This is a genomic window from Flavobacterium chilense (assembly GCF_001602525.1).
Lineage (GTDB): Bacteria > Bacteroidota > Bacteroidia > Flavobacteriales > Flavobacteriaceae > Flavobacterium > Flavobacterium chilense.
Genome location: NZ_LSYT01000020.1, coordinates 1 through 12,863, shown reverse-complemented (window position 1 = coordinate 12,863; position 12,863 = coordinate 1). Strand labels below are relative to the sequence as shown.

Annotated in this window: 13 protein-coding genes and 2 pseudogenes; all 15 read left to right on the top strand. The window is 30.7% G+C overall.

Annotation, left to right across the window (positions count from 1 at the left end):
• The coding region (locus tag A4F88_RS25065; protein ID WP_162268814.1) for an RHS repeat-associated core domain-containing protein at positions 1-1,125 on the top strand (1,125 nt) is incomplete at its 5' end.
• Positions 1,110-1,478 (top strand): hypothetical protein, encoded by a 369-nt coding sequence (locus A4F88_RS25060; protein ID WP_068845935.1) that lies wholly within the window; start codon positions 1,110-1,112, stop codon positions 1,476-1,478. The genes A4F88_RS25065 and A4F88_RS25060, both read left to right, overlap by 16 nt.
• Positions 1,468-1,872 carry a hypothetical protein gene (locus tag A4F88_RS25055; RefSeq protein WP_068845933.1) on the top strand — a complete coding sequence of 135 codons (405 nt, stop codon included), beginning with the start codon at positions 1,468-1,470 and terminating at the stop codon, positions 1,870-1,872. The genes A4F88_RS25060 and A4F88_RS25055 overlap by 11 nt, the downstream gene beginning before the upstream one ends.
• Before the next feature lie 147 nt (positions 1,873-2,019).
• Positions 2,020-2,697: pseudogene (locus tag A4F88_RS25940) on the top strand (IS1 family transposase).
• Positions 2,698-2,815: 118 nt separating this feature from the next.
• Positions 2,816-3,832 (top strand): RHS repeat domain-containing protein, encoded by a 1,017-nt coding sequence (locus A4F88_RS25045; protein ID WP_068845931.1) that lies wholly within the window; start codon positions 2,816-2,818, stop codon positions 3,830-3,832.
• Positions 3,795-4,220 (top strand): hypothetical protein, encoded by a 426-nt coding sequence (locus tag A4F88_RS25040; protein WP_082815852.1) that lies wholly within the window; start codon positions 3,795-3,797, stop codon positions 4,218-4,220. Before A4F88_RS25045 ends, A4F88_RS25040 begins: the two co-directional genes overlap by 38 nt.
• Before the next feature lie 419 nt (positions 4,221-4,639).
• Positions 4,640-5,008: a hypothetical protein gene (locus tag A4F88_RS25035; RefSeq protein WP_068845929.1), complete on the top strand. Its 369-nt coding sequence runs from the start codon at positions 4,640-4,642 to the stop codon at positions 5,006-5,008.
• A 720-nt stretch (positions 5,009-5,728) separates the two neighbouring features.
• Complete coding sequence (locus A4F88_RS25030) at positions 5,729-6,457, top strand: hypothetical protein (RefSeq protein ID WP_068845927.1); 729 nt, start codon at positions 5,729-5,731, stop codon at positions 6,455-6,457.
• 56 nt (positions 6,458-6,513) lie between these two features.
• Positions 6,514-7,449, top strand: coding sequence for a hypothetical protein (locus tag A4F88_RS25025; protein ID WP_068845925.1), 936 nt, complete (start codon positions 6,514-6,516; stop codon positions 7,447-7,449).
• A 52-nt stretch (positions 7,450-7,501) separates the two neighbouring features.
• Complete coding sequence (locus A4F88_RS25020) at positions 7,502-8,170, top strand: hypothetical protein (RefSeq protein ID WP_068845923.1); 669 nt, start codon at positions 7,502-7,504, stop codon at positions 8,168-8,170.
• A 4-nt stretch (positions 8,171-8,174) separates the two neighbouring features.
• Positions 8,175-9,089 (top strand): tail fiber protein, encoded by a 915-nt coding sequence (locus A4F88_RS25015; RefSeq protein ID WP_073075604.1) that lies wholly within the window; start codon positions 8,175-8,177, stop codon positions 9,087-9,089.
• Positions 9,082-10,029 carry a tail fiber protein gene (locus A4F88_RS25010; protein ID WP_068845919.1) on the top strand — a complete coding sequence of 316 codons (948 nt, stop codon included), beginning with the start codon at positions 9,082-9,084 and terminating at the stop codon, positions 10,027-10,029. Before A4F88_RS25015 ends, A4F88_RS25010 begins: the two co-directional genes overlap by 8 nt.
• 4 nt (positions 10,030-10,033) lie before the next feature.
• Positions 10,034-11,035 carry a hypothetical protein gene (locus A4F88_RS25005; protein WP_143155095.1) on the top strand — a complete coding sequence of 334 codons (1,002 nt, stop codon included), beginning with the start codon at positions 10,034-10,036 and terminating at the stop codon, positions 11,033-11,035.
• A 21-nt stretch (positions 11,036-11,056) separates the two neighbouring features.
• Positions 11,057-12,049 carry a hypothetical protein gene (locus A4F88_RS25000; RefSeq protein ID WP_068845915.1) on the top strand — a complete coding sequence of 331 codons (993 nt, stop codon included), beginning with the start codon at positions 11,057-11,059 and terminating at the stop codon, positions 12,047-12,049.
• 169 nt (positions 12,050-12,218) lie between these two features.
• Positions 12,219-12,863: pseudogene (locus A4F88_RS24995) on the top strand (tail fiber protein); the annotation flags it as partial.

Genomic DNA, 12,863 nt, shown 5'->3' with positions numbered 1-12,863 from the left:
GAAAATGGTATTTTAAAGTTTTTCCCAACAACAGAGGGTTATATAGAACCTTCAGCAGGTTCATATAAATATGTATATCAATACAAAGATCATCTGGGTAACGTTCGTTTGAGCTATGATAAAAACCTGGTGATTCAGGAGGAAAACAATTATTATCCGTTTGAATTAAAACAGGAAGGATATAATACGGTTAAAAATTCAACTAGTGATGCTTTAAAGTATAAGTACAATGGAAAAGAATTGCAGGATGAGTTAGGGCTTAATGTTTATGATTATGGAGCAAGGAATTATGACCCCACAATTGGACGTTGGATGAATGTTGACCCGCTGGCGGAGAAATCAAGACGCTTTTCTCCATACACTTATGCTCTTAATAATTCTATTCGTTTTATTGATCCTGATGGGATGGAGGCTACAGATTGGATTAAAAAGGGTAAAAATATTTTCTATGACTCAGCAGTAACGTCGCAAGCACAAGCAACTGAAAAATATGGTAAAGAGGCAAAGCATCTAGATGAAGGTTCAACTCTAACAGGTACAAAAGGTGGAGAAATAGTATATCAATACACTTTTCACGATAATGGTACAGTTACCGATAAAGATGGAGGAACATTAGGTACAACTGAAAGCACAAAAACAGAAGGGGGAACAAGAATCATTGGTTCTGACAAAAAAGATGGTTTTAAAGTATCCTATGGTTTTAATGGCTCACTTGGTGGAGGATGGGGATTTGATGCAGGTTTTATAAAAGATTCAGGAGGAAATGCTGGGTTCTTTTTAAGTAGTAATTCAAATGTTGGGGTTGGTGCTGATACTGGTTTTAGTTTCGGTTCAATCAAATCACAACATAGTGGTCCGTTTTTACTTGAAGACGCAGTGGGACAATCTCTATCTGCAAATGTTGGAATTGAAACTCCATTAGGGGGAATTGGATTAAATTATGGAGGAACATTCTCTTCTAGTTTATCATCTGCTCAACGATTGAATTTATCAAATTATGGAACAAGTGATACTGGCAGAGGTAATACAGAGGGTAATCGTTCCTTGATACAAAGTCCTTCTGGAAAAGTATCTGTTGGTGCGATGTATAGAAAATCAAATACATCAGTATGGCAATTGAATTAACTAATAAACAATTAAAAAATATCTTATCATTAGTTATAGTGATTTTTATTATATATTTTGTTATTAGCTTATCTTTAGGTAAATCAAAAAATCTTGATGGTAATAATATTAAGAAACAATCATATTCAGGATATATAAAAGAAAAATTCATTGATACAACTGACCATTTTGCAAATAAAATTATTTTGAAGAATGGGAATAATCAGCCAATACATTGGAAATTTTCAACCTATTTAGAAATAGGTGACTCAATTTCAAAAAAAGAAGGCGACTCTTGTGCTACAATACAAAAGAAGGATGGTCATTTGATTATTTACGATTTAATAAATAACAAAATTATAGATGAGAAATAAATTTTATAATCTCCTTTTATTGTGTTTTTCTCTAATATTGCTTGCATGTGAATCAAATTCCAATGAATTAAAGCTAGCAGAAAGTAAGGTTGATGACTTTTACAATTTTGAAAAAGCAGGTAACTACAGATCAATAGATCTTTTGATGAGTTATCAATTTTATCAAGTTACTCCATACAACAAATTTGTAAATTTCCTAAAAGTAAAAAAAGAGGTTATGGGTAATTTTAAATCTAAAAAATTAATAGCCTCTAAAATTACTAAGATTACCAATTCTAATAATAGGATTTTATTGGATTATGAAGTTTGGTATGTTAAGAAAAAGACTGTTGAAAGGTTCATTTTTGAAATAGATGACAATGATTATAGAATATTAAACTATGTTATTGAATAGAATCTGTTGATAATGTATCAGATTTGTTGGTGGTTAATTAGTGCCTCTAACATTTACAGAAAATCAGATATTTATATTAATATAGCATAAAAATTAAGACAGCCTTTGGGCTGTTTTTTTATTTTATAATGCCTTAAATCGGAAAAAATGGAGTCAAACCAGAGTAGGTGTTACAGATGTGTTGGTGATATTCAAAAGATGATAAAGTATGGAAAGACAAAGTCTGGCAGTCAGAGATATATTTGCACAATATGCGGGAAAACTAAAGTTGAAAAATATACTTATCAAGCTTATATAGCAGAGATAAACGAGAATATTATCTAATTAACCAAAGAAGGTTTAGGGATAAGAAGCACGACAAGAATACTGAAAATATCAGCCACAACATTATTGAAAAGAATTCTTTCAATTGCCAGAAAAATTGCCAAGCCAATTATCAGTAAAGGCAAAACGTATGAAGTTGATGAGCTGTGCACTTATATTAGACACAAGAAAAATTATATCTGACTGGTTTATGCATTGGAAAAGAATTCTAAAACAGTTGTGAGTTTTAATGTTGGCAAACGAACCAATAAAACTCTGAATCGTGTTTTGGAAACTCTAAAATTGGCAGAAGCAAAAAAGATATTTACGGACAGACTTAAAAACTACAGATACATTATTGACGAGAAGCTACATTCTGTTAAACGTTTCGGAACTAATCATATTGAACGGAAAAACTTGACACTCAGAACTCATCTGAAAAGACTTAACTGCAGGACAATCTGTTTCAGTAGAAGTTTAATTGTTTTTACAGCTGTTTTAAAAATTTACTTTTGGATTTGAGCAATAAAACAGTAAGTTTATCCTTTAAAATTATGTTCTTAAAAATATTGCACTCAAGAAGTGAAAACCTGCCGTTACAACAGATTATCTGTAAGGTTATCAGTATGATAATGCTATATTGAAGTTTTTCCCAACAACAGAGGCTTATGTAGAACCTTCTGCAGGTTCTTACAAATATGTATATCAATACAAAGATCATCTGGGTAACGTTCGTTTGAGTTACAACAAAAACCTGGTGATTCAGGAGGAAAACAATTATTATCCGTTTGGGCTTAAACAGGAAGGATATAATACGGTTAAAAATTCAACTAGTGAAGCTTTAAAGTATAAGTTTCTTGGCCAAGAGCGTCAGGATGAGCTGGGACTGAACTGGGATACATTTAGACATAGAAATTACGACTATGCTATTGGAAGATTTTTTGGTGTTGACCCAGTTTCGGAAGAATACATGTCAATCTCAACTTATCAGTTTGCTCATAATAATCCTGTATGGAAAATTGAAATAGAAGGTTTGGAAGGAGCTCCTTCTAATGGGAAAACTGACATCACTAATCATGAACCGATAAAAGTTAAAAATACACCAGTTCTAGGTTTGGTTGGTACCGTGTTTAAATCAGAAGTTGTACAACAATCTGCACCTAAAGTTGTTGAAAAGGTAGCTGGAGGTTTGAGTCCTCTAGCAAAACTAACTACAAATGTAGTCTCCATTGTAACTGCGGTCTTACATGATTATATGAGTCCTAATTTTGGAAGAACAAATGAGAGACCATTAAAATTTGACATAAAAGTTGATGAGAAATTAAGTATCAAAGACCATAAGGTTGAAGAAAAAACAATTGAAGAAACAGGGATAAAAAGACTTGAAAATAAGATTGATGATTTAGTTGATCCATCCACTCCAGGAGAAAAAACCAAAGGTAGGTCTACCTTATTTGAAAGAGAAGGTGGTTTAGATGCGGCTAATAAAGAACTTGATAGTTTAAATCCTACGAACGTTAGAGAAATTGAAGGAGGTAGAGTTGGAACGTTACCTGGTGGAAGAACTGTAAATGTAAGAAGTGGTAGTTCGGATGGAAGACCAACAATGGAGATTCAAAATGGAAAAAACAAAACAAAATTTAGATATAATGATTAATGATAAAATAGAAATTATTAAATGGGAGCCTGATTTTACTAATTTTCCTAACACAATTTATATTGCAAGTCTTATCGACGATTACGAAGGGTTTAGAGTCATTGTCAAAAGCGAAAACTCATCAGAGCATTTTAAGTTTAAATTTAATAATTACATTTCATATAGAAATGCTGATGAAGGAGCAAGATTAAAATCTTTAAATTTATTTCCTTTGAATAGTAGGCAGTGGTGTTTATTTAGAGCTGAAAAAAGTGATTTTATCAGTTGGATTGTTGAAGAAAGTAGTGGAATGTATTTGGAAGAAGCGATTACTCATTACTTTTTTGTAACACCAAATGATATAATTGAGGTATTATCATTAGAAGAACCAGAATTGGAAGAGCTATAAGTTTTCCCCGCTCTTTGAAGAGTTCCTTATGAAAAGCTGCGCAAATGTCTCTGACTTTGCGCATTTTTTTTTACTTCAAACACAAAACGTCTCAAAAGTCTCCGACTTTTTCTGTTTATGTCTTGATGAATTTTACATTAAGATGTTTTATTTTTAAGTCATAGACTTTGAGAGGCTTACGTTTTTTGAATATATTTGCTTTGAGTAGCGCAAAGTCAGAGAAAATACTAGAATTCTTTTCAATGATATACCCCAAGGTGGGACTAAGAAAATTATTGACACTCCTAAAGATACTATTATAAATGCAACGATGTCTAATATTCAATTGCGAAATTTTTCAACTAAAAGTGGCGATTTAAATCATTCAACATTAGAATTTATTGGTCCCCAGAATAAATAGAAATTAAATTACTAAAACTATGGATTGGAACTATATTAAAGATAAAATTTTGGTTTTTGGAAAAGATGATTATATTTTTGCGGATATGATGATTTCGATTCTAGATGAATTTGATAGTGTTGTAAATAAGGAAAGCAAAAGAATCTTTACGTTAAAAATGTTACATGAATTAATGCAAGAAAAATTAATAGATGTTTTTTATGTAACTGAAACTGAATTTAAATCTTATAATTACGATTCAGAAGATGATATTTTAAAATTTATTGGAGAAATTGATTTAAGATGGTCAAAGTTAAATTATGAATTACCACTTCCTAATGAACTTTTTTGGGCAACAACAACAAAACAAGGAAAGAAACTTACGCAAAACAATAATTATAACTGGTAGTGTTTCAAAGTTAGTGATATAGAAATTTAGATTTCTAACATATTGGAATAGAATAATTATAAGTGAAAAATAATTTAAAGATGAGTAATGGATCAATTGTATTGTATTGTATTGTATTGTATTGCTCTTATAGAACCAAAATACATTGATAATCAGCATTTATTAAATAAAATCAACTTTTAAAAAAGGGATGGGTATTGTACTCATCCCTTTATTTTTGATGCTTAATTCTGTTTTAAAAATTAATAATATTAAACTTGGTGTATCAAAAGGCTGTTTTGACCAAAAAGGCTGTGATGTGTGTGAAGGAAAACTCATCAAACAGGTTTTACTTCATCAGGAAAGATTCGATTGAGATACTCAAAATAAAATATTAAATGCTTATAATGGAAATAGATTTGTTAACTCTAACAAATAATAAAAATTAATTGAAAAACATTTCTTAACTCATAAGATATTACTTAATTATTCCTAGAGTTTTAATTCCTTTTTATTTGCTTTAAAACTTATTAATCCAAAATGTTATCTATACAAAGACATTAACAATTATATTTTTAAATAGAAACATATAGAAAAAACCTTCGAAATTAAATTAAATTTTAACAGTCATTTACATCTATTTCATTAGATTTGTTAAGAAAATATTAATATAAATAAATTAAAAACCAGCTGTTTATTTATGGACTGTTTATTTATAGGATCTAATTAAAAATCAAAGTTATGCTTAAAAAAATTGTTGTTCTGGCTGTGTTAATTTGCACTGCATGCCAAACAACCCAAATTAAAAATGAAGACTACAAATTTTCATCTTCGGTAACAGAACTGGGCAGTATTGGAGAATCTAAATTCGCTTACGATCAAAACAAATTTGAAACAAAGGCCTTACCTACTCTTCAAAATAATATTCGTGTTGAAATTGGTGTTGTTCCTTATAATCGAAGATTGAACAAAATTTATAAATCAAAAGCCAAATACAATCAGAATCAAACTAAAGTTGCTTTTATAGACAGTTTACCTATAAAACCGGAATTAGTAACAATACGCATTTTAGACATAGCGGGTTTAGTTCATGAAATTAATTCTGATTACAATATAGAAGTTTTGAATTTATTGATAAATACTCAATCGTCTAAAATAATTTCTAGTCTTGCTGTTAGTTTAACTAATGAAGAAATTGCAAAAATAAGACAGGCAGATGCTTTTTATCTTACCAACAACCAGTATAAAAAGTACACCATCGCTATTTTCAAATCCGGAAAAAAAATTGACAGTATCGATATAAACCCGGAAACAATTGTTGCTTATCAGTTGAGTTCATTTTGTTGGACAAGCTCCGAGCGTGGGAAATGGTATGTGGCAGATATTGTAAATGAATACAACAGCTGTAAAGGAACAACAGAAAAAAGAATATCTAAAAAGAAAAAAAATAAAAGTTTATTTGATATGTAAACCAACACCTAAATTAAGGTTTCCTGTTAAATTAAAAAATATCATTCTATTATATCATGAATAAAATTTCATTACGTAAATGCTTCACATTATTGATTATACTTAGTTTCTTTTCCTGTGAAGAAATATTACTTGTTGATGACATATCTAAAGAGGAGGTTGTTCTTATAGCACCAGGCAATAATGTTGCTCTCTCATCTTCAGGAGTAACACTCTCCTGGGATTATGTAAAAAATGCTGATAAGTATAAATTACAAATTGCAACACCAAATTTCGATGATCCTCAACAATTGGTCTTAGATACTTTGGTTTCAAAAAATTCCTTTACACGACAATTAAATATTGGTAAATACGAATGGCGTGTAAAAGCCGTAAACAGTGCTTATGAAACTGCTTATACCAAACGTAGTTTTCAAATTTTGAACAATGATGATTTTCAAAAAAACACGGTAATTTTACTCACTCCTGTTAATAATTTAATCACTAAAACGGCCTTACAAAAGTTATCCTGGGATGCTATTATTGGTACAACTTCATATCAGCTTCAGGTATTGGATGAAAATAATACTTTGGTAAAAGAACAAAGTACAGGATCTACACTAATTAATTTTACTTTTGATGAAGGAAAATATACGTGGAAAGTGAGAGCCAGTAATGGTACAGCACAAACTTTATATACCTCTCGTGTAATCTTAATAGACACAAAAGCTCCCAGCACTCCTGTATTGTCAAGTCCTGCAAATGCAAGCACTACAACAACCACGAATATAAATTTTCAATGGAGCAGAACTGCAATAGCAGGCAGTACAGAAAAAGACAGTATCTATGTTTATACCGAAAGTGCATTAACAAATCTAAATTTTAAAGACAAAGCTTCTAGTTCATACAATAAAACATTAGTCAAAGGTACTTATTACTGGTTTGTAAAATCATTTGATGAAGCTGGAAATGTGAGCCCAAGAAGTACAGTGTTTAATTTCACCATTAATTAAAAAGTTATACTTATCTACTTTCCTTTAAACTAAAACCAAAAATTAAATTTTCATGAAAAAATCAGTTTCGTTAATAATTATTTTTTTTTGCATTGCCAACTCAATACAATCACAAAACACAACCTTTAATGATGTCTCAATAGGTATTGATGGTCCTGCATACGGCATAAAAATTAAATCTAATTTTCCTGGTATAAATGGTAGCTGGGCAAGAGGTTTTTATGTAACAAATCAAAATGGTAGTCAAAGTTATATTTCATTAGGAACTTTTGGAAATGTTACAAATGGAATAACAAGCGTAGTAAACAGCTATATTGGAACTGATTACAATAATCAATATATGACCTTTTTACCAAATGGAAACATTGGTATTGGTACAACAAATCCAACATCAAAACTCACTGTTGCCGGAAACATAGCTTCACGTGAAGTAAAAGTAACTGTTGATGCCGGAGCAGATTTTGTTTTTGAAAATAATTATAATTTACCTTCTTTAGAATCTGTAGATCAATTCATAAAAGAAAACAAACACTTACCTGAGATAGCTTCCGCCAAAGAAATGCAAAAAGACGGTATTAATTTATCTGAAATGAATATTAAACTTTTGCAAAAAATTGAAGAAATGACTCTTTATATGATTGAGATGAAAAAGGAGAATGAATCCTTAAGAAACAATCAACTAAAACTTGAAAAAAGAATACAAACAATTGAAAACAAATAGAATTATGAAGAAAGTAGTATTAATAATTATAATCATTTTTTTTACAAAAAATAGTTATGCACAAACATCTGCTAGTTTTAATGTTGGTGGAGATATTGATAAATTTTATCCTGTTACATTTTATGATGGTGGGTGGTATTATAATGCCCCTACAAATCTAATATTAGGCAGAAGCAGTGTTCATACCGATTCTGATTGGAGAGGATCATTAATGGCTGCCTTTAACTTTCACGTAACAGCATATGGTCATGGTTCTAACTTTATTGATGCTAATATTAAACCTTCGATAGGTTCGGTTGGCAGTTTTATTGCTGAATGGAGAGATGCCACAGGAAATGGAACGTGTACTTGTATCATCATTTGGTTACGTGGTGGCGGAACTACTTATTATTATCAATCTAATTATCCCGTAAATCCAACTGTTTATGATGGCGTTCAAAATCCATTACCTTATAATGAAGTTAATGGTCCTGCACATAGTTTTAGAACAACAGTAGAAGAATATGCTATACCTTCAGGAACTTATCAAAATCGAAATGCTTATTTTGCTGCTAATGTTGGTATTGGCACAATAAACCCGGATGAAAAACTAACCGTAAAAGGAAAAATTCATACTCAGGAAGTTCGTGTTGATATGGCTGGACCGTTAGTACCGGATTATGTTTTTGCAAATGATTATAAATTGAAATCATTACAGGAAGTCGAAGATTTTATTAAAGAGAATAAACATTTACCTGAAATACCTTCTGCCCATGAAATTGAGAAAAACGGTTTGATGCTGGCGGAAATGAATATGAACCTATTAAAGAAAATAGAAGAAATGACACTTTATATGATTGAGATAAAAAAGGAAATGGTAAAACAAAATGATAAAATTTTAACTCTGGAAAGTAAACTTAAAAGCAAAGCCAATGATTAGTAAAATAAAATTTATATCTGTTTTTATATTATTTCTTTCAATAAATATAAATGCCCAGATTACTCAGGTTGCCGGAGATTACAAGGTAATTGATATAGGTGATAATGGAGTAGGCGATTTTACCCGAAATCTAATTTTACTTCACGAAATGTATAATGGTACATTAATAGGAATGAATAACGCTGTCGGAACTGTTACTGCTTTTCGTGGCACTGTTTCATCTTTGAACAGAACAAATATTTTAGAGATCAATTCATCATCTGCATATGATGGAACTTCAGCAAGCATACGCACAATAGATAACAATGGTAACTGGGCACTGAAAACTTGTATCTATAATGGTAAAAAATATTTAGCTGTCGATGTTCCCTACGGTCATTCTTACCATGATAGGGGATATAAATTTTCTGGGTGGACAAAATCTACAGCAGAAAACATGAAATCTGTAGCTTATGAGATAAACGGTCTACCTGTAAACAGTAATATTCTATCGAATATACAGGATTATATTTCAAATATGAATGAAACTCATCAGGTTAACAATTACCTCATTATGGGAAATAACGTTGGTATTGGAACAATGTCGCCAGACGAAAAACTAACCGTAAAAGGAAAAATTCATACTCAGGAAGTTCGTGTTGATATGGCTGGACCGTTAGTACCGGATTATGTTTTTGCAAATGATTATAAATTGAAATCATTACAGGAAGTCGAAGATTTTATTAAAGAGAATAAACATTTACCGGAAGTCCCATCTGCTCAGGAAATTGAAAAGAATGGTTTGATGCTTGCCGAAATGAACATGAATTTATTGAAGAAAATTGAAGAAATGACGCTCTATATGATTGAACAAGAAAAGAAAAATAATCAACAATCAAAAGAGATAGAATTTTTATATAAAAAACTTTCAAAAATTGAAGATTCACTTAATTCAAAATGAAAAAATGCAGCTAAAATTTACTTTTTTAATTATTATAATTTTCACTGTTACTACAAAAGCTCAGATTTACACTCCAGGAGGCTTAATACAAGGAGCTTCTGGAAATAATTTTATCGGAATTGGAACTAATACCCCATTACATAAATTAAATGTTTATGGTAGTCACTCAGATTCAAGAATTCTACTTCATTCAATTGGTAGTGGTGATGAAGCTGGACAGGCAGATTTAATGCTTTGGGCAAGTGAGCCTGGTTTAACTTATACAGGAGTTGGGATGGGCAATAATATAAGTAATTATACGACATCTAATGGCTTATTAAAATTATTAAATCCAGCCAGAGGTGGTTCTTATATAAGATTATTAGATAATTCAATGTCATTTAATGTTGTTTCATCTTCTGGAACAGATAAACAGGCTTTAAATGTAAATACATTGGGTTATGTTAGTATTGGTTCAGAAAGCCCTACTGCCCCACTTACTGTTTATGGAAAAGCGCATTTTTTTCCTGCCAGAACTGAAACACTGGATGGTAGATCTTTAGAAATTGGCAATACTGCGAATATTTCACCATTCATAAATAACAATTATCCGGTAGTATTAAAAACAGGAGGAGGAAACCAACCTTTAATTCTGGATGCTGCAAGAGTTGGTATAGGCACAACAAATCCGTCTTCAATGCTTACTGTTGCAGGAAACATAGCTTCACGCGAAGTAAAAGTAACTGTTGATGCAGGAGCTGATTTTGTTTTTGAAAATGATTATCCTCTGCCCTCTTTAGATTCTCTAGATAAATTCATTAAAGAAAATAAGCATTTGCCCGAAGTAGCTTCAGCCAAAGAAATGCAAAAAGACGGTATTAATTTATCTGAAATGAATATTAAACTTTTGCAAAAAATTGAAGAAATGACTCTTTATATGATTGATCAGAATAAACAAATGAAAGTATTACAAGAACAAATTGATCAACAAAATAAAGAAATACAACAACTTAAATGCAAAAAATAATCTAAATCTACTAAAAGTATAATGACTACAATCCTTAATAAAAAAATAGCTACAATACTAGTACTTTTTTTTTCAACATTTCTCTTTTCGCAAACTGATATAAATCAAAATGGAATAAAAACAAGTGTCATATCTGGTTTAAATGCTGAAGGAGAACAAGCAAGAAGATACGAAATAGCTTCAGTAGGTTATAATTCTCATCACTGGCAAATTGGAGGTCTTATCATAATAGAACTTTATCAAACATCCTATGGAACAGGTTATGAAAGATATGTTGTTGAAAATGGTTTTTTACAAGGGGTAAATTATGGTGTGCCTGCTATTAAACTTATCGAATCAAATGGGATATATCATTCTGGAAAAATTGCTTTAGGAACACCTATTGACTTAGCAACAAATGTTGGCGGTTATATTAATAAAGAATTACCAATATTTTTTGATGTTAGATATTATGCTACTTATAGAATTAAGATTACTTATCTACAAGAAAAAGTAGATGTTATTAATGATATTAATCAAATCAAAATTAATCAAACCCCAAATGTTATTAATATTCCTGATTTTGCATCTCCAAATGAACTAAACTATGATTTAGCTACTAGCGGAAATTTAAAAGTTAGCGGAACAGGAAATCATTATATCCAAAATGGTAATGTAGGCATTGGCACAACAAACCCAACATCAAAACTAACCGTTGCTGGAAACATTGCTTCACGCGAAGTAAAAGTAACTGTTGATGCAGGAGCTGATTTTGTTTTTGAAAATAATTATCCCCTGCCCTCTTTAGAATCTGTAGATAAATTCATTAAAGAAAATAAGCATTTGCCCGAAGTAGCTTCAGCCAAAGAAATGCAAAAAGATGGTATTAATTTATCTGAAATGAATATTAAACTTTTGCAAAAAATTGAAGAAATGACACTTTATATGATTGAGATGAAAAAGGAAATGGTAAAACAAAATGATAAAATTTCAACTCTGGAAAATAAACTTAAAAGCAAAACCAATGACTTGTAAAATAAAATTTATATCTATTTTCATATTATTTCTTTCAATAAATATAAATGCTCAGGTTACTCCTATTACTGGAGATTACAAAGTAATTGACCTAGGTTGGAATGGAACTGGTGACTATACAAAAAACTTAATTTTACTCCACGAAATATATAATGATATATTAATAGGAATGAATAATGCTGTAGGAACCATTACAGCATTTAGAGGAAACGAAGGAGCTGGAAATAGAATAAATATAGTAGAAATAAATTCTTCGTCAGCATATAATGGAACTTATGCAACTATAAAATCTACTGATGGCTTTGCAGATTGGACTTTAAAAACATGTACTTACAATGGAAAGAAATATTTAGCTCTGGATGTCCCATATAGTGCTGCTTATCATAGCAATGGCTATAAATTTGCAGGATGGACAACCTCAACTGCTGAAAATATGAAGTCTATAAACTACGAAGTAAATGGACTGCCAGTTAATACAAATATACTCTCAAATATACAAAATTACACTCCGAACATGAATGAAACTCATCAGGTTAACAATTTCCTAATTATGGGAAATAACGTTGGTATTGGAACAATGGCACCAGACGAAAAGTTAACCGTAAGAGGAAAAATTCATACTCAGGAAGTTCGTGTTGATATGGCTGGACCGTTAGTTCCGGATTATGTTTTTGCAAATGATTATAAATTGAAGTCATTACAGGAAGTCGAAGATTTTATTAAAGAGAATAAACATTTACCAGAAGTCCCATCTGCTCAGGAAATTGAAAAGAATGGTTTGATGTTGGCAGAAATGAATATTAAGCTTTTACAA